The sequence below is a fragment of the Oceanicaulis sp. genome, assembly GCF_051859625.1.
GTDB lineage: Bacteria > Pseudomonadota > Alphaproteobacteria > Caulobacterales > Maricaulaceae > Oceanicaulis.
On sequence record NZ_JBHYFH010000001.1, the window covers coordinates 14,647 to 34,218 of the forward strand.

General features: G+C 60.3%; 15 protein-coding genes and 2 tRNA genes. 1 reads left to right on the top strand and 16 read right to left on the bottom strand.

The annotated features are described in order from the left end of the window. Positions 1–53: 53 nt before the first annotated feature. The 12 genes from rplL to tuf form a co-directional block, all read right to left on the bottom strand. Complete coding sequence (rplL, locus tag ACTIGF_RS00040; protein WP_022702238.1) at positions 54–425, bottom strand: 50S ribosomal protein L7/L12; 372 nt, start codon at positions 423–425, stop codon at positions 54–56. A 50-nt stretch (positions 426–475) separates the two neighbouring features. Beyond that, complete coding sequence (rplJ, locus tag ACTIGF_RS00045; RefSeq protein WP_439634925.1) at positions 476–991, bottom strand: 50S ribosomal protein L10; 516 nt, start codon at positions 989–991, stop codon at positions 476–478. A 306-nt stretch (positions 992–1,297) separates the two neighbouring features. Continuing rightward, entirely contained in the window at positions 1,298–2,008 is a 711-nt protein-coding gene (rplA, locus tag ACTIGF_RS00050) for a 50S ribosomal protein L1 (protein ID WP_133723077.1), read from the bottom strand. Between the two features lie 2 nt (positions 2,009–2,010). Beyond that, positions 2,011–2,442, bottom strand: a complete 432-nt coding sequence (gene rplK, locus ACTIGF_RS00055; protein WP_439634926.1) for a 50S ribosomal protein L11 — start codon at positions 2,440–2,442, stop codon at positions 2,011–2,013. Positions 2,443–2,585: 143 nt separating this feature from the next. After that, positions 2,586–3,119, bottom strand: coding sequence for a transcription termination/antitermination protein NusG (nusG, locus tag ACTIGF_RS00060; protein ID WP_022702243.1), 534 nt, complete (start codon positions 3,117–3,119; stop codon positions 2,586–2,588). A gap of 5 nt (positions 3,120–3,124) precedes the next feature. Further along, on the bottom strand, positions 3,125–3,406 hold the full coding sequence (gene secE, locus ACTIGF_RS00065; protein ID WP_439634927.1) for a preprotein translocase subunit SecE: 282 nt from the start codon (positions 3,404–3,406) through the stop codon (positions 3,125–3,127). Between the two features lie 50 nt (positions 3,407–3,456). Then, positions 3,457–3,532: transfer RNA gene (locus ACTIGF_RS00070), tRNA-Trp, on the bottom strand. A 190-nt stretch (positions 3,533–3,722) separates the two neighbouring features. Next, the gene (locus ACTIGF_RS00075; protein ID WP_439634928.1) at positions 3,723–6,797 is read right to left on the bottom strand and encodes a TonB-dependent receptor domain-containing protein; all 3,075 of its coding nucleotides are present in this window, start codon (positions 6,795–6,797) and stop codon (positions 3,723–3,725) included. Positions 6,798–7,382: 585 nt separating this feature from the next. After that, a complete protein-coding gene (locus tag ACTIGF_RS00080; protein ID WP_439634929.1) occupies positions 7,383–8,315 on the bottom strand; it encodes a methyltransferase domain-containing protein in 933 nt (310 codons plus the stop codon). Next, positions 8,316–10,103: a tetratricopeptide repeat protein gene (locus ACTIGF_RS00085; protein ID WP_439634930.1), complete on the bottom strand. Its 1,788-nt coding sequence runs from the start codon at positions 10,101–10,103 to the stop codon at positions 8,316–8,318. It lies immediately after the preceding gene. Positions 10,104–10,236: 133 nt separating this feature from the next. After that, the gene (locus ACTIGF_RS00090; protein WP_439634931.1) at positions 10,237–13,143 is read right to left on the bottom strand and encodes a TonB-dependent receptor plug domain-containing protein; all 2,907 of its coding nucleotides are present in this window, start codon (positions 13,141–13,143) and stop codon (positions 10,237–10,239) included. A 538-nt stretch (positions 13,144–13,681) separates the two neighbouring features. Continuing rightward, the gene (gene tuf / locus ACTIGF_RS00095; protein WP_439634932.1) at positions 13,682–14,857 is read right to left on the bottom strand and encodes an elongation factor Tu; all 1,176 of its coding nucleotides are present in this window, start codon (positions 14,855–14,857) and stop codon (positions 13,682–13,684) included. 280 nt (positions 14,858–15,137) lie between these two features. On the opposite strand from tuf, the gene ACTIGF_RS00100 reads away from it, so the two are divergent. After that, on the top strand, positions 15,138–15,782 hold the full coding sequence (locus ACTIGF_RS00100) for an SDR family oxidoreductase (protein ID WP_439634933.1): 645 nt from the start codon (positions 15,138–15,140) through the stop codon (positions 15,780–15,782). Positions 15,783–15,784: 2 nt separating this feature from the next. Here the strand turns inward: ACTIGF_RS00100 and ACTIGF_RS00105 are convergent, their stop codons facing one another. The 4 genes from ACTIGF_RS00105 to ACTIGF_RS00120 form a co-directional block, all read right to left on the bottom strand. Then, positions 15,785–17,731 (bottom strand): monovalent cation:proton antiporter-2 (CPA2) family protein, encoded by a 1,947-nt coding sequence (locus ACTIGF_RS00105; RefSeq protein WP_439634934.1) that lies wholly within the window; start codon positions 17,729–17,731, stop codon positions 15,785–15,787. Next, complete coding sequence (locus tag ACTIGF_RS00110) at positions 17,731–18,351, bottom strand: NAD(P)H-dependent oxidoreductase (RefSeq protein ID WP_439634935.1); 621 nt, start codon at positions 18,349–18,351, stop codon at positions 17,731–17,733. The genes ACTIGF_RS00105 and ACTIGF_RS00110 overlap by 1 nt, the downstream gene beginning before the upstream one ends. A 129-nt stretch (positions 18,352–18,480) precedes the next feature. Continuing rightward, positions 18,481–18,554 (bottom strand) — tRNA-Gly (locus tag ACTIGF_RS00115). A 77-nt stretch (positions 18,555–18,631) separates the two neighbouring features. Then, positions 18,632–19,540 (bottom strand): LysR family transcriptional regulator, encoded by a 909-nt coding sequence (locus ACTIGF_RS00120; protein WP_439634936.1) that lies wholly within the window; start codon positions 19,538–19,540, stop codon positions 18,632–18,634. Between the last annotated feature and the right edge of the window lie 32 nt (positions 19,541–19,572).

The window sequence follows — 19,572 nt, forward strand, 5'->3', positions numbered from 1 at the left end:
CCCGTACGTCGTATAACGCATTCGGACCAGAACCAAGCCCGGCCCGAAACGCCTTACTTGAGCTCGACTTTCGCGCCAGCGTCTTCGAGCTTCTTCTTGATCTCTTCGGCTTCGGCCTTGGAGGCGCCTTCTTTGACGGCTTTGCCGCCGGCTTCCACCAGTTCCTTGGCTTCTTTGAGGCCCAGGCCGGTGATGGCGCGGACTTCTTTGATCACGTTGATTTTCTTGTCGCCGGCTTCCATCAGGACGACGTCGAACTCGTCTTTCTCTTCAGCAGCAGCTTCGCCACCGGCGGCCGGGCCAGCAACAGCCACAGCAGCGGCGGCCGGCTTGATGCCTTTTTCTTCGAGAAGGTCGTTGAGTTCTTTGGCTTCCAGAATGGTCAGGGCCAGCAGTTCATCACAGAGTTTGGCGATATCAGCCATGGTTCAGTTCCTTGCGGTAATAAGGGTATCGGTTCGATGTGCAGAGACGACTAGGCTTCGGCTTTTTCCTGGATGGTCTCGATCTGAGCGGCCAGCGTGTTGCCCGGCGCAGTGATGCGCGAGACGATTTCGCCAGCTTGGCCCAGGAGACGACCCGCGATGGCGCCGATAAGCTCTTCGCGAGACGGCAGTTTGGAGAGTTCCACGACACCTTTGGCGTCGAAGATTTCCTCTTCCATAAAGCCGCCCACCAGATCGAACTTGTCGTTCGATTTGGCGAATTCCACGACAACTTTCGGCGCAGCCGTGAAGTCCTCAGAATAAGCGATTGCGACCGGGCCTTCGAACATGTCGGAGGCGGCCTCGCCTTTCTGATCCTTCAGCGCGATCTTGGCGAGACGGTTACGGACAACTTTGAGTTTGCCGCCCACCTCACGCAGATCACTGCGCAGCTTGGTCATTTCCGCAACGGTAAGACCCGAATAACGGGTCAGAACGACGGATCCGGCGCTTCCGAAGATTTCCGAAAGCTCCTCGACCGCCGCTTCTTTGGTCGTACGATCCATTGCGGTCTCCCTTTTTGAGCCGTCCCCTATGGACGGCTCGCTCAAGCCGCCGCCGGAATGCCTGATCAAGATCAGGCGCCCTGCGGCGTTGGCCTGTCCCAGGGCTCGAACCGACCCTTCCAGCACCAGGCTGGGAGTATCGATTGTCGCTCTGTCTCACCCGGGGCCGGTTGGATTAAGAGGCGCAAGGCCTCCCCCAAGGTCTCGGACAGGTGGACCGGAAACCGGGCCGAAGCCCCCTTCCCGATCCGGACATCCTGAAGAGCAGCGAGGCCGCCCTTCAGGAAACTCGGTCAGCTGAAACGCTTACGCGTTTTCAGCCGGTGCAGACGCTTCAGACACGTCCACTTTCACGCCCGGGCCCATGGTGGAGCTCAGCGCGATGGCTTTGACGTACTGACCCTTGGCGCCGGTCGGCTTGGCTTTCACCAGAGCCTCGAGCAAAGAGCGCACATTCTCGGTCAGGGCGTCTTCAGAGAAGGACGCCTTGCCCACGCCGCAGTGGATGATGCCCGCTTTTTCTGCACGAAACTCAACGGCGCCGCCCTTGGAGGCTTCGACCGCTTTGGTCACGTCCATGGTGACGGTGCCCACTTTCGGGTTCGGCATCATGCCGCGCGGACCCAGGACTTTGCCCAGGCGACCGACGAGCGGCATCATGTCCGGAGTGGCGATCACTTTATCAAAGTTGATCTCGCCGCCCTGGATCTGCTCGACCAGGTCTTCCGCACCCACAACTTCAGCGCCTGCGGCCTTGGCTTCATCAGCCTTGGGGCCACGCGCGAACACAGCGACGCGCATGGAGCGGCCGGTGCCGTTGGGCAGGTTGGCGACGCCGCGGACCATCTGGTCAGCGTGACGCGGGTCGACGCCCAGATTGACGGCCACTTCAATGGTTTCATCAAACTTGGCGGTCGCACGATCCTTCACCAGCTTCACAGCTTCGGCGACGGTGTGCATTTTCTCGCGGTCCAGACCTTCGCGGCCGGCGGCGATACGCTTAGCAATCTTGGCCATGCTTACCCCACCACCTCAAAACCCATGGAGCGCGCAGATCCTTCAATGATCTTCGTCGCGGCATCCAGGTCGTTTGCATTCAGGTCTTTCATTTTCGCTTCCGCGATCTCACGGCACTGGGCCGAAGTCACGCTGGCGATCGGCGCAGCCTTACCCGCTTCGCCGGACCCTTTTTGAACTTTCGCCGCTTTCTTCAGGAAGAAGCTCGCCGGAGCGGTCTTGATCACGAAGGTGAACGACTTGTCCTGATAGACCGTGATGGTGGTCGGGATCGGCATCCCTTTTTCCATCTCTTGGGTCTTGGCGTTGAACGCCTTACAGAATTCCATGATGTTCACGCCGCGCTGACCCAGCGCCGGCCCGATGGGCGGCGACGGGTTGGCTGCGCCAGCGGGAACTTGCAGGTTGATATAACCCGCGATCTTCTTCGCCATGTCCCTGTCCTCCAATTCGCGCCGCAAGCGACACCTGGGGATTGCACAATAAGCCGCGCTCGGAAAGCGCGGCTCTTCTCAATGGGCGGCGCGGTGCGGTCCCGGCATGGTCTTTCGCCGCGACCTCCCGCACCTGTCTACGATCAGGCGGTTTTTTCCACCTGAGCGTATTCCAGTTCGACCGGGGTCGCCCGGCCGAAAATATTGATGGCGACCTTGAGCACGCCCTTTTCGTCATCCACTTCCTCAACCAGACCATTAAAGCTCTGGAAGTGGCCGTCAGTGACGCGCACGGTCTCACCCACTTCGTAAGAGACAGTCGGACGCGGACGCTCGGCGTCCTCTTCCATCTGCCCCATGATACGGCGCACTTCACCTTCCGGCACCGGAGTCGGGCGACGGCCCGAACCCAGGAAACCCGTGACGCGCGGGGTGTCTTTGACGAGGTGATAGGCCTCGTCGGTCATGTCCATTTTCACCAGCACGTAGCCGGGGAAGTATTTGCGCTCTGCGTTCACCTTGCGACCGCGGCGCACTTCAACAACGTCTTCGGTCGGCACCAGCACTTCTTCGAACTTGTCCTCAAGCCCCTGGAGCGCAGCCTCGGCGCGGATCGCCTCAGCCACCTTCTTTTCGAAGTTGGAATAGGCGTGGACGATATACCACTTCGCAGCCATTCCGATTAAGCTCCCAGACCCAGAAGGAAGTTCACAATAAAGCCGATCACCGTATCGACGCCCAGAAAGAACAGCGCGGCGAACGACGCCATGACCAGCACCATGATGGTGGAGACAAAAGTCTCGTTGCGCGACGTCCAGGTGACCTTACGGCCCTCCTGACGCACCTCGCTGAAGAACTTCAGCGGGTTCACCGGCTTGCGTGCAGGCGCGGCAGGCGGGGTCGATCCGGACTTGCCGGAGGAGCCAGCGTTCGCAGACTGACGGTTTTTCGTGTCTCGCGCCATAGCGTTCGTCATCTTCCCTTCGGCACGTCACCGATCACGTGTTGCGGGCCTGGCAGGGGCGGAGGGGTTCGAACCCCCGACCTACGGTTTTGGAGACCGTCGCTCTACCAGCTGAGCTACACCCCTAGACCCAGCGGCCCGCGGCGCGTGCTCACACCACCCTATATAGGATCATGTGCGCACAAACGTAGCGGGCCGTTATTCGGAAGCCGGTCTTGTAACCAGCCTGAGCCCGAAAGAAAAGCCCTTTTCCCACAAAAAAGCGGCGGGCCTGCATCAGACCCGCCGCCTCTTTGAGCAATGGAACGCTTAAGACTTAGAACGTCTTACGCGCACCCACATACCAGCGACGGCCAATGGCGTCGTAGATGGCGCCGTCCGTGCCCGTACCCGTAGAGTCAAAGCCTTGACCATACTTGATGAACTCGTCGGTGATGTTGTCCACGCCGAACACCAGCTCGAGCTGATTTTCGAACGCCCAACGCACCTGAACATCCTGGAAGGTCGCAGACGGGACGATGGCTTCAGCCAGATCGCCGGTGGCTTCCAGACGGGTTTCCGGCATCCAGTTCATGTCATAGGCGACGGTCAGCGGACCGTTGCGGTAGACGGTGGAGAACAGGACTTCGTGCTCGAACAGGCCGGCGGTGTCGGCATAGTCGATCACCTCAGCGCCCGGGAACGATTCCTGCTCCCACTTTTCCAGGTAACCGTAGGTCAGGGTGAAGTTCAGATCACCCAGAGCCCAGTCGGTGGTGGTGAAGACATCGTTCAGGCCCAGGAAGTAGCTGGCCTGCACGTCCACGCCGGCGGTCTCGATGGTCGCCAGGTTCTGCTGCAGGGCGTTCAGCTCATTGATGGCGCCGACAGACGGGCCGGAGTTGAAACGCACGATGTTCGAGCAGAACACGGAGCTGGCGTCATAAACGCCGGTGCCGTTGTCATAGCACTGGTTGATCGAGGTCTGGCGAGCAATGCCGGAAATCGCGTCTTCGATCTCAATGTTGAAGTAGTCAACAGACAGCGCGAAGTTGTCGATCCACATGTTGCCGAAGTCAGGAGCAAAGACCGCACCCACCGTGATGGAGGTGGCGGTTTCTTCGCCAAGATTCGGGTTGCCGCCGTTAAAGCCGGCGATGCCCTGAATCTCACCCTGGGTCGGAATGTAGAAGCCGTCACGGCTCACGCGAGCGGCCACAGCCGGATCCGCGATACACGCTTGGGCGATGGACGAGTTCACAGTGCCCGCATCAACGCCGGAGGTGGCGTCGTCAGCGCTGTTGAAGAAGGCCGGATCAGAACCCGACAGGGTCAGGCCGGCGCAAACGTCATCGCCACCCTCAAAGGTTTCTGACGGCGGCTGGAACAGCTCACCAATGTTCGGCGCCCGCACGGATTCAGAGTACTGAGCCCGGAAACGCAGCATGTCGACCGGGGTGTACTGCAGGTTGGCGGCCCAGGCGAAGGTCTGACCCACGGTGGTGTAGTCAGAGGCGCGCGCGGACAGGTTCAGACGCAGGTCCTCGACGTACTGACGGCCTTGCACCAGCGGAATGTCCGCTTCGGCGAAGATCTCAGCCACCTGGAAGTCGCCAAAGACTGCCGGGGAAACGTTGCCGCCATTCTGGCCGGACTGGCTCAGCGCGTCCGGAACGCTCTCGGATTCCTCGGAGCGGTATTCCGCACCGACGACGACGTTGACAGAGTCGTCAGCAAACGGAGACGCAAAGCCCAAGTCACCGGTCAGGAAGCCCGAATAGACTTGCTGGGTGATTTCAGCCTGACGCGAAGACGGCGCGTTGATGTAAGCCGCCGCTTCCGGGGAAATAGAGCCCATGCCGAACACGTTGACCGGCACGCAGCCTTGAGCGCGGGCGATGTCGTCGGCGCAGACGATCTGGCCGTTGACCTCGGTCGCGTTGAGCGCCTGACGCAGGTTCAGAACGTTGACCTGACCGGTCGAGCGCTGCGACTGCGTGGTGCGGCCCACATTGGCGCTGACTTCATAAGACCAGTTGTCGGTCAGATCGCCTTCCAGGCCGACGACGATGCGTGCGGTCTGACGGGTGTTCTGAGACGAGCGCTGACCCACTTCGGTCATACGGCGCACAAAGCCGACGACCAGATCTTCATCCGCGATGTCCTGGATGCCGTCATTGTTGAAATCAGCAGCGGCGCGAGCGGCGTCGCGCATGGCGAGCGGCACGTACGGGTTCAGGATGGAGATGCCGTAACGCGAGCGCTCGAAAACGCCGTCATTATCTTCATCAACAAACTGCGCCAGGTTGTCGCCATAGACGTCTTCTGAGGACAGAGCGAACGGCTCCAGAGAAGACTGGGTCTCGGTGGACGCATAGGTGCCTTCAAAGAAGAAGTTCATCTTCTCGTTCACTTCGTAATTCACGAGCGAGGAGAAGGTGAAGCGTTCAGTCGGCACAGCAATGGCGCGGTACGCCTGACGGTTAAAGCCGTCGAGCGGAGAACCGTCGGCGTTCGCAGACGTGAACGGACGCACCTGACCGGTGGTTTCATCAAACACGAGGTTTGCAGCGTCGGTCGGGTTGCCATTGGCGGAGAGACCCGGAATGCGAATGCGGCCACGCTCGGAGAAAGACGAGTAGAACGGGACCACGTCCTCTTGCCAATTCTCGACGGTCGGGTCGAAAAAGGCGCGGGAGAGACCGTCGCGGTCCAGACCTTCGCGATCACGGGCGTAAACGCCGTTTTCACGCGACCAGGTGCTCGAGACCACGGCAGAACCGCGGCCCTGATCGAACAGCGAACCCATGGTCAGGGATGCGCGGTAGGTCTCGTCATCACCTTCATCGGAAATGCCAGCCTGGGTCGAAGCGACGATGCCTTCAAAGTCGTCTTTCAAGATGACGTTCACAACACCGGCCAGGGCGTCGGAACCATAAACGGCGGATGCGCCGCCGGTGACGACGTCAACGCGCTCGATCAGCTCGGTCGGGATCGAGTTGAAGTCGACATTGTTCGTGCCCGGCAGGCCTGCGACGAAGCGGCGGCCGTTCATCAGCACCAGGGTGCGGTCTTCAGTCAGGTTGCGCAGCTCGATGGTGTTCACACCGGACGAAGCAACCGTGAAGTTGGAGTTGGTCGAGGTCAGAGACGACACGCCGACGGCCGGCAGGGTGCGCAGCAGTTCAGCGGTGTTCACAGCGCCGGACAGCTCGAATTGCTCGGCGTTGAAAGTGTTGACCGGCGTCGCTTCCGTCATGTTGCCACGCTGGATGCGCGTACCAGTGACCTGGATGACGTCTTGTTGAGCGTCTGCGCTCTCTTCCTGAGCCAGAGCAGGCGCGCTTGCTGCGCCGAGACCGGCGAGCAGGCTGGACGCCAGGGCCCAGGTTTTAAAATTCTTATAGGACATTCACGTCTCCCCGTAATTCAGAGGCAAGGCCCGTAGGCGACAGGCCGAGAACAAGCTCGCACTCGTGTTCGAGTGGATGGCGCAAACTAGGCGCCGCTTCATTCGCCTTAAAAGTGAACTTTTCAGGGTGACGTGCCGTTGCAATTCCGGTGTTGCAAAATTGCAATTTAGAAAACCCTTAGACGCATAAAATTCTCCAAATGCGGTTATTGTGGCCAAAAAAAGCTTATTTAGATGACAAATTATCAATGTTGCGTGATCGCAACTATTACATTCCAGCAATGAATTTCAACCTCTGACACCCACGATCTTTGGTTGATATCCGTTTCGTTGAGTTGGAATCAGCCAATTTCCTGGCTGAAATCATGACGGATGAGAAAAAAACGGGCGCACTTGTCACCCCAAACGCACACCTTGATTGAGGCGCTGGAATATACCTAAAACTATCAACAATTTAATTTTCAAGAAAGGTTGCATTTACGCGCACACCTTTGACGCATATGACACACCGCCCTTCACCGCCCCAAGGGCAGTGGCAGAGCTTGGTTTCGGTTTGAGCAGGAAATCAGAGCCGATTTTGTGAGATCAGCTGCGCCGAACAGCGTCCAGACGCCAGGCCGCAGGCGTGTCGTCAGCTGCGGCGTAAACAGGCATGAAGGTGCAATCCGCCATACCGTGATGCTCCCAGACACGCAGGACCGTCTCAATTTGCGATCTGTCGAGTGCAGCGGAAAGCATCGCAGACATGCGTGCGGCATACGCATCAATGGACTGCGCCTGCCCCTCAAACCAGACCTGCATATCCTTTGGGTCATAGGCCTGGTTGCGCTGAAGAACTGTTGAACAATCCTGAAACAGACGCTGCGCATAGGTCGACGCTGGACAGGCGTGAGCCTGAACTTCGCGACCGCACGCCTGCGCGACGAGCCGGAAAGCGGCGTCACGGGATGCCAGATCGGGCCGCAGCCCCTTCAGCGCCTGAAACAGTTCACTCACACGCCCGATGAGCTCATTCTCACGCAGACTGTTCAGGACAGTCAGGTTGTCACTACATTCTTGGGCGACAGCTCCGTCCGTCATGTGAGCAAGGATCCGTATCCGTCCATGCGGAGCCAACAAGGTCGGCAACGCTTCCAAAGCGTCCTCTCCGGCATACTCAACGCCGTACTGACTGGCGATGGCGTCAAAGCTGCCTTCAGCAAACGGAAGCGCCGCAGCGTCCGCCGTCGCTCTCAGAACGGGCGCATCTTGCAGCTTTCTGAGAGCCGAATGAGCAATATCCACACTCACAATCACCGGCGCCGCCTGCTGCGCCGCCGCCATCACTTCACTACTGACAGAGCCTGCACCACAGGCCACGTCCAGAATCACAGGGTCAGACCGCCGCTCAAAAAGCTTGGTGCTCCACTCACGCCATAACGACGCAAAGGCCGCACTGGCGCGCCGACTTGCAACAGAAGCCTCGTCCGCCTCTCCTTGCCAGAATTCAGCCCAAGGCTGCTCACCTGTCATCGTCATTTACCCGCGCGGCTTGATGTCAAAAGCAATGGTCAATCGTTCCCCGGACTGAATGGGAACCGTTCCATGCCACAGATAGCTGGGAAACAAGGTCAACTCCCCTGCCCTGGGCTCCACATACCGTTCAGGTCCCAGACCGGCCACATCAAACGGCGGCTCAGCAAATTTCAGCCATCCTTCATGGTCTGGCGAGCCGGCCACTTGTGGCGGGACGTCGACATAATAGACCGAGCTGATCCAGCCTTCAGGGTGGACATGGTTCACGTGACGGCCATCCGCCTGAAGTCTGACGGACCAGGCGCCGGCGAGCTCAAAATGGTCGGGAACAGCCCCCAACAAGGGGTGCCCGGCTTGCGGGCTCAGCCGATCGCGGTAGGTGTTGAAAGCCTGCTCCACCATGGCGAAGAACGCCTGGATGACGGGCTCTTTACTGTGGCGCAGATCTGTCGGTGTCTGGCTGCCTGCGCGCAGGGATTGATCAAGCGGCGCAGCGGTAAAGTCATGCATCTGACGCAACACCTTCGCCAGATCCGCGTTGAAATGCGCCAGATCGCGATACCCGTCTGGCGTCTTCAGCGGCGCGGTCATCGTGAACTCATCAAGATTGACGAGCGCCTCATAGCTTGACCGGTCCCCATCCGCGCGCGCCTGCGTCGCCTGCATCGCAACCCAGAACCGGTCACCCGGCGCCGCCGCCATGGCCTCCTCGATCAACGGACGCGACTGGTCGAATGCGCCCCCCATAAGCAGGGCTCGCGCGAGATTGCCGCGCAGCTGAGACGCTGGTGCCCCCTCCTCCAACACGGCCAGGGCAAGATCGCAGGCGGTATCCGCCGCACCGGATTCAATCTCGATGGAAAGTCGGCGCGCTTTCAGCCAAGTGTTCACACCGTGCATGGCGCCCGCACGATCCGCCAGAGCGCGCGCGTCTTCAAAACACTCCATCTGGATCAGAACATCCAGATAGGCCGCATAGACGGCGACCGCCCCCTGACTTTCAGTCAGACAAGCCTCAAAGCGAGGCGCAATATCGCTCGCGCGCCCCATCATCCAGTACAATTGCGCCATACCGTGCAGCGCAGACGGATCAGTTGGGGTTTCATGCAACGCTGCGTTCACGGCTTGCAGCGCCTCCTCATGACGGCCCAGACGCGCCAGCGCGGTGAAGCGCGGATAATGTGCAGGGCCGAACCCGGCCTGGCTGAGCGCATCAAGCGTCGGCATGGCGCGTGCGGGCTCACCCAGTTCAATCAGGCAGACCGCAAGGCCATAGTGCGCATGAACATTCTGAGGTTCTCGGCGCACCAGCCCCGCATAGAGTTCAAGCGCCGTCTGAGGCTGGCCGCTTCGCTGGTAGGCTTGGGCCAGCACCAATTGAGCCTGAGGCTGCTGTGCGAAAGGCTTCATCACCGCCAGAGCCTGCTGCGCAGCGCCAGATCTGAGATGCAGTCGCGCCAGATTAATGGCGGCCGGCACAAATTGCGGCGCTTTGTGCAAGGCCATCTGGAAACTGGCGACAGCCGCCTCTGGTCGGTTCAGCGCATCCTGGGTCAGCCCCAGTGCATTCCAGCTTTCAGGATTGTCAGCTTCCAGTGAGAGGGCGGTCTCCAGCCAGCGTTCCGCTTGCGCGTACGCACCGGTTTTGCGAGCCGCCATGGCTGACAATCGCCAGACATCCGGCGTCTTCGGACGCGAGTCCTGCAAGATCGCCAGCGCGGACAGCGCCTGCTGAAATCGCCCGGCCTTGATGTCGGTGAGCGCGGCGCTCAGCTGGGCGTGCAAATCCATGCCTGTCCTCTCCTTCAAGAGCCAAGTTAACAAGCCGGGCATGCGGTCTGTCCAGATGGCGACCTACGCATAGGCGCCAAAAAAAGGGGCGGCCCAAAGGGCCGCCCCAAGATGGAACTCGTGAGTTCAGAGCTTAGTAGGTCGCGGTCAGACCCAGGAAGAACTGACGGCCATACGGATCGTAAGTGGCCGGCCAGGTGTTGGCCTGTTCAGACTGCGGGCCGTCGCCAAGACGCGGCGGCTCTTGCTCGAAGATATTGCGGATACCGCCATAGACGCGGATAGCGTCCGTCAGCTGGTAGTTCGCATTGATATCCCAGTAGTTGAACGCATCGATGGACGTAACGTCCAGGCCTTCGGCGTAAGCGCCGTAGAACTGGGTCTGCACGTCAGTCATCTCACCGATGTGGCTCCAACGCAGGGTCAGGTCCAGCGGGCCGTACATCCAGGTGCCGAACGCCAGGAACTTGTTCTCCGGGGTCGGTTCACCACAGTCAGCACCGTAGAAGCCCTTACATTCGATCACGCCCAGGGACGCGGTCGGCTGGAAGGAGTTCGTGTCAAGAATGGTGCCGTTGATGCCAAGCGCGAGGGAACCGAAGTCCCAGTTCGGGCTGAAGGTGTAGGTCGCGCTGTAGTCGAAACCTTTCACGAACAGGCCGGTCTGGTTCTCGGTGGTCAACGCTTGAGCGATGCCGTCGCCATTCGGGTCTTCACCCGCACGGTCACCAAAGGAGTCCAGAGCGCCATTGCCCTGACGGTTGGTGATAACGCAAGCATTCGCGTTGCCGTTGATCACGCAATCGTTGATCACCTGCTGAGCGGTTGCGCCGCCCAGTGCGTTGGCGATTTCGATGTCATAGTAATCAACCGACAGGTCCAGGCCCGGAACGAATTCCGGAGACCACTGAACACCAATGGTGAAGGTGTCAGCTTCTTCAGCTTCCAGGTTGCTGGCGCCGCGGAAGATGGATTCCACTTGGCTGTTGGCCTGCGGCACGCCTGCATCAAACGTGGCGGCGTCGATGCCTTCCAGGTTGATACAGTTGTCGCGAACAGCAGTTTGCTGCTCAGGAGACAGCAGGTTGAATGCGCCAGACGACGAAGTCGAGCACGGATCCTGAACGCCCGGGAAGCCGTTGGAGTCAGACTGGAAGAGGTCGGACACAGACGGTGCACGCACAGCGCGCTGGAACTGCGTACGGAAACGCACGCTGTCGATCGGCAACCACTCAGCACCCACGAAGTAGGATTCCACGGTGCCGACAGACGAGTAATCGGAGTAACGATAACCAGCGTTCAGAGCGAGGTACTCAGCGAACTCAGCGCCCTCGATCAGCGGCAGGTTGGCTTCGCCGAAGAACTCATAAACGTCATAGCTGCCTTCGATGAAGGTGGACTGGTTAAAGCCCATCACGTCCGGACCCAGCACGGAGTCAGGCTGACGACGCACGTACTCTTCGCGGTACTCAAGACCGGTGGCGATCGCCAGCGGGGTGGAGGACCAAGGCGACTGGAACTGCTCGATTTCGCCGCTCACAGAAGCAACGGCCGAGACTTGCTCGTTGGTGCTGAAGATAGCGCCCGTACGGGAGATTTCTTCGGCCAGTTCCGGCGTCAGGGAGCCAGCGCCGCCAAAGATGTTCCAGCGGCCTTCTTCCACGATCGCCTGAACAGCGGAGATGGACACGTTGCCGGTCTGGATCTGGTCAGCACGCGACTTGGCGTACTGAGCATACACGTCATAGTCCCAGTTGGCGTTGATGGAGCCACGCAGGCCGCCGCCAATCTGATACGTATGGGTGTCACGCAGGCTGTTCCGATTGCCGATCTCTTCATAACGACGACCGGTGGTGAACTGGTATTCGTTCACGCCGTCACCATCAATGTCGCCGACATTGATCGAGGAGTTCGCATCAAACAGCGCACGAAGCTCGCCCGTCAGGAACGGGTTGTTCTCGTCAATCGTGAAATCGAACTGGGTGCCGCCCGGGGTCGGCGCCAGCTGGGAGTCAACGATTGAGTTGGTGTAGAAAGCGCGACCGTAAACTTCGACGTTCTCGTTGATCTCATAGGTGACGAACGAGGCGAAGTTATAGCGCTCCTGCGGCAGTTGCAGGTAGTTGGCCGGTGCGTAGTTGAAGCGGTCATTGTTCGGGCCGGCCGTACGGAACGGCTGAAGCGCGCCGCTGTCGTCAACAAAGACACCGAAGCCCCAGCATGTGTCAGCGCCAGCGCCGCCCAGGTTGGAACACCGGTCATTGATGTTCGCCTGAAGGCCCGGAGCCACGCTCGGGTCAAAGTTGGAGAAATCAGGCGCCAGCAGCAGCGTGTTCGGAATGTTGATGGAGCCGGTGGTGCCGAACGAGCCCGAACCGTTGTCGATCAGGGTGTCGCGAGAGAAGTCGCGGTCGCCCTGGAACAGCTCTTCACGGTCATTGTAGGACATCGACAGCACTGCGTTACCGCGTCCGCCGTCAAAATTGCCGCCCATGGTCAGCGAGGTGTTGAAGTTGCCTGCGCCGCCATCTTCGGTCCAACGCGAAGACACGTCGAACTCAACGCCTTCAAAGTCGTCCTTGATGATGAAGTTCACAACGCCGGCCACAGCGTCAGAACCGTACACAGCGGACGCGCCGCCGGTGACGATGTCGACGCGCTCAACAAGAGCGGACGGGATGGAGTTGATGTTGACGACGCCGCCAGCGCCTTCACCCACCATGCGACGACCGTCGACCAGAATCAGCGTCCGAGAGGCGCCAAGGCCGCGCAGCGACAGGGTCGCCGTACCGTTGCCCGGGTTGTTGGAGGATGCGTCAAACGCCGGAACCAGCTGAGGCAGATCGTTCAGCGTGTCTTCCAGGTTGATGGTGTTGTTGAACTCGAGGGTCGCTTCACTGATTGAAGTGACCGGGCTCGGAGCCGTAACGTCCGGACGCTGAATGCGCGAACCCGTGACCTGAATCACGTCTTGCGACGCAGCGTCTTCCTGCGCCATCGCAATCGGCGCAGCCGACAGCGTGGCTACACCAGTAAGCATTGTTGCGCACAACAGCTTACGTGCCAGTGCTCTATCTCGAAGCATAAATATCTCCCCGCTTCAAATTCCAAAAAGCCGCTGCACCTCCCCTTTTTAGGTGCGAGCGACCCGTACGATGGCGCCCGCACAAATGAATTATGCGGACATAACAGAACCCTATGGCGTTGAACCGAGATGGGTCAACACGCTGCTGAACATGGACAGGAGATGAACTTGGAAACGTGACAGAAAGATCACATTTGTGACTTAGGATTGCGACCATGAAGCCCATTAGGTCGACTTGCCGTTGTGGCATGGACACATTTCCCCTCACGGGATGCGCCGGCGAATCGTCACGCACCCATGGGTGGTGATTCAGAGCCCCATTCTGACGCTCGCAAGCGCCAAACATTACAGAGCCCTGCCCAGCCCGGACTGATTCAGCCCCAGGGCAGAAACCGGCTATTCGGGGGCTGGCTGTGTCGCGCGCACGAAAAACGCCCCGGAGCTTGGCTCCGGGGCGTTGATCTGTGCGGTGCGCTGCGAACAGCGCGTGCGCTTAGTCGGTGATCTTGGACACCACGCCAGCGCCCACGGTGCGGCCGCCTTCGCGGATGGCGAAGCGCAGCTTCTCTTCCATCGCGATCGGGGTGATCAGCTCGACAGACACTTCAACATTGTCGCCCGGCATGACCATCTCCGTGCCCTCTTTCAAGGTCACAACACCGGTCACGTCCGTCGTGCGGAAGTAGAACTGCGGACGATAGTTGGAGAAGAACGGCGTGTGACGGCCACCCTCTTCCTTCGTCAGGATGTACGCCTCGGCTTCGAACTTCGCGTGCGGCGTGATCGAACCCGGCTTGGCCAGAACCTGGCCGCGCTCAACGCCCTCACGGTCGATGCCGCGCAGCAGAAGGCCCACATTGTCGCCCGCTTCGCCCTGGTCGAGCAGCTTGCGGAACATCTCAACGCCCGTACACGTCGTCTTCACAGTGTCGCGCAGACCGATGATCTCGATCTCGTCGCCCACGTGAATCACGCCGCGCTCGATACGGCCGGTCACAACCGTGCCGCGGCCCGAAATCGAGAACACGTCCTCGATCGGCATCAGGAACGCCTGGTCGATCGGACGCTCAGGGGTCGGGATGTACTCATCCACAGCCGCCATCAGTTCGCGGATCTTGTTCTCGCCGATCTCGGGATCACGCCCTTCCATCGCCGCAAGCGCAGAGCCCGCGATGATCGGAATGTCGTCGCCCGGGAAGTCGTAAGAGGACAGAAGTTCGCGAACTTCCATCTCAACAAGCTCCAGAAGCTCTTCGTCGTCGACCTGGTCAACCTTGTTCAGGAACACAACCAGAGCCGGAACGCCAACCTGGCGCGCCAGAAGAATGTGCTCGCGCGTCTGCGGCATCGGGCCGTCAGCGGCGTTCACAACCAGGATGCCGCCGTCCATCTGCGCAGCGCCCGTGATCATGTTCTTCACATAGTCGGCGTGGCCCGGGCAATCCACGTGCGCGTAGTGACGGTTCTCCGTCTCATACTCAACGTGTGCCGTCGAAATCGTGATGCCGCGCGCCTTCTCTTCAGGCGCTCCGTCAATCTGGTCATACGCGCGGAAGTCACCAAAGTATTTGGTGATCGCGGCGGTCAGCGTCGTCTTGCCGTGGTCAACGTGACCAATCGTGCCAATATTGGCATGCGGTTTCGTACGCTCAAACTTTTCCTTGGCCATTGTCGTGGACCCTCAAGCTGGAACATGGATTTGCGGCGCTTGCATCAGCCGACGGTCCGACTGCTGAACGATGCGCCAGGGCGATTGCGCGGGGCATAGCGCCCGATCCACGCTCTGGCAAGAAAGAAAGCATCTTCATCGCAGGCTTCTGCAGATAAAGCGTCGTGAAAGCCCTCCCTTCCCTGTCCTTCATGCGAAGGAAAAGGAACAAAAGGGCCTGCCCCCCGTTGCTCATGGACGCTGGCGTCCGCCAGCATCCGAAGCAGAACTGGAGAAGACGATGCGTATTCTCATTGCAGGGGCCACAGGGCTTACCGGCCGCGCCCTCACCCGCAAGATACAGCAGTCAGGGCGTACGCCTGTGGCGCTGGTGCGGGAAAGCTCGGACCTTTCAGTGTTGCCGGACGGCGTCGAGACTCGCACGGCGGACCTGACCGCTTTGCCCGACGACGTGGCTGAAGGCGTGGATGCGGTGATCTTCGCCGCCGGCTCAGGCGGGGATACGCCTGAATCCCTGACCGACGCCATCGACCGTAACGGCGCAATCTCGCTGATCGAGAACGCCAAGAAAGCCGGCGTTCAACGCTTCGTGATGCTGAGCTCGGTGGGCGCTGACGCTCCCGAAAAGGGGCCAGAGGGACTGCAACACTATCTCAAGGCCAAGCATGACGCCGATGCACATCTGAAGACCGCCGGCGTGGACTTCACAATCGTCCGCCCGGTCTCGCTGACCGACGAAGACGGGTCAGGCCGGATCGAGGTCTCTACGGACCATGTGAGCGGGGAGACCATTTCACGTGAAGACGTGGCGGAAGTGCTCGAGCGCTGCGTCAGCGTGCCTGAGGCCTCCGGCGCCGTGTTCGAGCTGTCCAGAGGCGATGAAAGCATTAGCGACGCGATGGGCCATATCAACCGCGCCGCCTGACATCATTCGTCCGGGTCCGATCGCGCCTGATCGCGTTCGACCCGGACGTCCTTGGGCGTCGGCGGCGACCAGCGCCGGTCATTCATGGCGCCCAACACGCGCCCGCCGCCGCTCAGCTCGTTTTGTTGACGCTCGCGCGCTTCCCTGGCTCTGGCGACAAAGGGCGGATTCTTGTGATTGGGAATCTCGGGGTCATACACTTCGGCCATCTCGCGCAGGATCTTGCGGTCCTCATGCACATAGGCCCGGCACATCTGTTCGGCGTCAAACGGGTGCGCGCCCAGAGCCTCAAAAGCGCTGCGCCCGATTCGGACGCTTGAATCAAAGGTTTCCCGGATCATATCCCGGCACCCCACAGCATATAGATCATAGACATGCTCACGTGAGACCGCCCGGGCGATCACATGGACATGGGGGTGATGCCGACGCACATGGCGAACCAGCTCTGTGATCTGATCGCGATTGTCGATGGCGACCACCAACAACTCGGCTTGCTCAATTCCGGCGGCGTGCAGCAGGTCAGGCCGGGTCGCATCACCGAAGAACACCTTGATCCCGAACGCGCGCAGCATTTCAAGCTGGCTGGAGGAATAATCCAGAACCGTCGTGTCATGGCCGTAGGCGCGCAGCATGCGGTTGACGATGCCGCCCACGCGGCCATGTCCGGCGACGATGATCTTGGCCTTGGAGTCAATCTCGTCCGCATCCTGGGGCGTCCGCGCTCTCGCCATCATCGCGCTGATCTTGTCATTGAGCAGGAACAGGCCCGGAGTGATCAGCATGGACAGCGCCACAACCAGCAAAAGCTGACTGGCGACCGCCGGCGGCAAGATCGCTTCGGACACGGTCAGGGTCAAAAGCACGAAACCGAACTCACCCGCTTGCGCCAGACCCAGCGTGAACAGCCAACGATCCGCCCCGCCAATCCGGAAAGCCAGGCTGAGCCCCCACAAGATCACCGCCTTGATCACGATTAGGCCAAGCGTCAGGCCCAGCGTCACCCAGAGCTGGTCCGCCAGCAGGGTGAAATCCACCGCCGCCCCGACCGTGATGAAGAACAGGCCCAGCAAGAGCCCGCGGAACGGATCAATATGGCTTTCAAGCTCGTGCCGGTATTCGGAGTTGGCCAGAACCACGCCCGCCAGGAACGCGCCCAGCGCCGGCGACAATCCCGCCAGCGTCATCAGCAGCGCGATCCCCACCACCAGCATCAACGCCGCCGCGGTGAACAACTCGCGCAGACGCGCCATGGCGATGAACCGGAACAATGGACGAGTGAGATAGCTGCCAATCCCCACGACCAGCGCTATGGCGGCGAGGCTGATCAGTCCGCGGGCCCAGCCCGGCAAGCCGGCAAAGGGCGCCAGCTCCGCGCTTTCGCCGCCATGGTCTGAGACAGCCCCGGCTGCATGCCCGGCGGTCTCCGCCAGAATGTCGGGCGAAGAGAGCAGCGGAAACAGCGCCAACATGAAGATGACGGCGATGTCTTGAAACAACAGCACGGAGAAGCTGCTGCGACCGCCGTCAGAATTCATCAGCCCGCGCTCGTTCAGGGTCTGAATGACGATGGCGGTGGAGGACAGCGCAAGGATGAAGCCGATCGCCACGCCCTGTCGCCAGGGCATGTCCAGCATCATGCAGACGGCGACGACCACGACAGCTGTCAGCCCGACCTGCAAACCACCCAGCCCAACCAGCCGGGTGCGCATGTCCCACAAGCGTCGCGGTTCAAGCTCCAGCCCGACGATGAACAGCATCATCACCACGCCAAATTCGGCGAAATGCTGGATGGCGATCACGTCCACATGCAACAGGCCAAGGATCGGGCTCAGAACAATCCCGGCCAACAAATAGCCCAGCACCGAGCCCAGCCCCAGGCGAGACGCCAGAGGCACGGCGATGACGCCCGCGGTCAGAAACAAGGTCGCCATAAGCAAAAAATCGCCCATCAGGCCGTCTCCTCATCTCTCAGCAGGGCCTTGAGGTCTTCAGCCTGGATCACGTCATAGGCGCCAGCCTGCTCGCAATCATAGCGCTCCTCACGAAGCCCCATGATCAGTCGCTTATAGCCTTTCACGTGATCGGGCAGACGCTCGTCCTCGGACGCGACCAGCGATTCATACAAGACATAGGGAGGCAGGCCGCGCATCTGACAGAGCCTTGCAGTCTGCTCCAGCGGCGTCAGGAAAGTGCGCAAGGGATAATGCTGGAAGCCCTCCGGGCTATACGCCTGCTCTGGAGACGACGCGGTGACGGCGCACATGAAGATCTTGTCCTTCAGCGCCTCCCCGCCTGCGCCATAAGCGAATCCATGCTCCAGAACCAGATCCATCCACTCCTTCAGAAGCGAGGGCGTGGAGTACCAGAACAGCGGAAACTGGAAGATGATGACATCATGCTCGATGAGCCGGGCCTGCTCGTCTTCGATCTCGATATCGTGACGGGGATACAGCTCATAAAGATCGATGAAAGTGACGCCCGCCAGATGATCAACGGCTTCCGCCATGCTCAGGTTGGCGCGCGAATAGCGCCGACCGGGGTGAGCGAAGTAAACCAGTACGCGCGCCATGCTTCCTCCACCCTGTCACCACGCCCCGCCTCGGGAGCAAGCCAGGCTCGAAGTGTGACGTGGTTCGCCCTCGCCGCGCAATCGCCCTGTCGGGCCTGCCCATGTTCGTTTTCAGGATAAGAAGGGAAATGGAGCGGGTAGCCGGGATCGAACCGGCATCCTCAGCTTGGAAGGCTGCTGCACTACCATTGTGCTATACCCGCGCCGGACGAACTAGATAGCGTGTCCCTCACCCCATTGTCGAGACGGGAGAAGCGGTCCGAATGCAGATGGGGGTGGTTCAGTCCCGCGCTTCGGATATCTCCCGCAAGCGCCGCCATATCTCTTCAAACAGGGATGAGCGGCTGGCGGCTGATCGAATCGCCATGATTGACATTTGCGCGCGCCAAGGCCCCGGCACGGCCGCCAAGCGCCCTGCGTCCACCAGGGGCGCGGCGATGCTGCCCGGCAACCAGGCGACGCCCATATTCTGACATGCGGCGCTCGCCAGGCTCTCCGCCAGGGTCGCGCGGTAGACAGGCTGCAGACGGTTTTCGAAAGGTGCGCCCGACGTCATGCGCTCGGCGATCCTGGAAAGAAACGCTGTGGCCCCGTATTCCAGATAAGCGATAGGCGGTCCTTCAGGGTCTCCCAGATCCACCGGAGCGGCGTCCACGGCCTGATAGGGGGCGAAACTTTCCTGACCCAGATTGAGCTGGGGAACCCCCTCAAGCGTGATCCCCAGTGGCACTTGCGGATAACTGAAACAGATGAACAGGTCCGTCTGGTGGTTGGTGAGGTCGTCCAGATACTGGTTGATGGTTCGGGTCTCGGCCACGATCGTCGCCTGAAAAGATCCAGTCTGACTTTGGATTCGAGCAACGAGTTCAGGCACATATTGAAGCGCGAGCGTGTGAAGACAGGCGATATTGACGCTATCTTGATGCGTTTTCGCCTGCTCGCGTATTTCCGCACGGGCCAGCGCAGCGCGACCTACGATATCGCGCGCACGCGCGCTGAACATCTTCCCGGCTGGCGTGAGCGCTATAGGGTGCGTGCTGCGATCCAGCAACGCTTCGCCCGCCCAGCGCTCAAGGGACTGAATTCTTCGAGTCAACGCAGACTGGGACACGTTCCGCGCCTCAGCCGCCCGCGCAAAGTGTCCCTTTTCCGCCACACTCAACAAATCCTCAAGCCAGATGAGGTCCATTAAACCCGAGCCTTTTCAGCCTATTGCGTTTT

Coding starts and splice junctions, on each gene's coding strand:
- rplL (WP_022702238.1), bottom strand. CDS start 425: ATGGCTGATATCGCCAAACTCTGTGATGAACTGCTGGCCCTGACCATT.
- rplJ (WP_439634925.1), bottom strand. CDS start 991: ATGGATCGTACGACCAAAGAAGCGGCGGTCGAGGAGCTTTCGGAAATC.
- rplA (WP_133723077.1), bottom strand. CDS start 2,008: ATGGCCAAGATTGCTAAGCGTATCGCCGCCGGCCGCGAAGGTCTGGAC.
- rplK (WP_439634926.1), bottom strand. CDS start 2,442: ATGGCGAAGAAGATCGCGGGTTATATCAACCTGCAAGTTCCCGCTGGC.
- nusG (WP_022702243.1), bottom strand. CDS start 3,119: ATGGCTGCGAAGTGGTATATCGTCCACGCCTATTCCAACTTCGAAAAG.
- secE (WP_439634927.1), bottom strand. CDS start 3,406: ATGGCGCGAGACACGAAAAACCGTCAGTCTGCGAACGCTGGCTCCTCC.
- ACTIGF_RS00075 (WP_439634928.1), bottom strand. CDS start 6,797: ATGTCCTATAAGAATTTTAAAACCTGGGCCCTGGCGTCCAGCCTGCTC.
- ACTIGF_RS00080 (WP_439634929.1), bottom strand. CDS start 8,315: ATGACGATGACAGGTGAGCAGCCTTGGGCTGAATTCTGGCAAGGAGAG.
- ACTIGF_RS00085 (WP_439634930.1), bottom strand. CDS start 10,103: ATGGATTTGCACGCCCAGCTGAGCGCCGCGCTCACCGACATCAAGGCC.
- ACTIGF_RS00090 (WP_439634931.1), bottom strand. CDS start 13,143: ATGCTTACTGGTGTAGCCACGCTGTCGGCTGCGCCGATTGCGATGGCG.
- tuf (WP_439634932.1), bottom strand. CDS start 14,857: ATGGCCAAGGAAAAGTTTGAGCGTACGAAACCGCATGCCAATATTGGC.
- ACTIGF_RS00100 (WP_439634933.1), top strand. CDS start 15,138: ATGCGTATTCTCATTGCAGGGGCCACAGGGCTTACCGGCCGCGCCCTC.
- ACTIGF_RS00105 (WP_439634934.1), bottom strand. CDS start 17,731: ATGGGCGATTTTTTGCTTATGGCGACCTTGTTTCTGACCGCGGGCGTC.
- ACTIGF_RS00110 (WP_439634935.1), bottom strand. CDS start 18,351: ATGGCGCGCGTACTGGTTTACTTCGCTCACCCCGGTCGGCGCTATTCG.
- ACTIGF_RS00120 (WP_439634936.1), bottom strand. CDS start 19,540: ATGGACCTCATCTGGCTTGAGGATTTGTTGAGTGTGGCGGAAAAGGGA.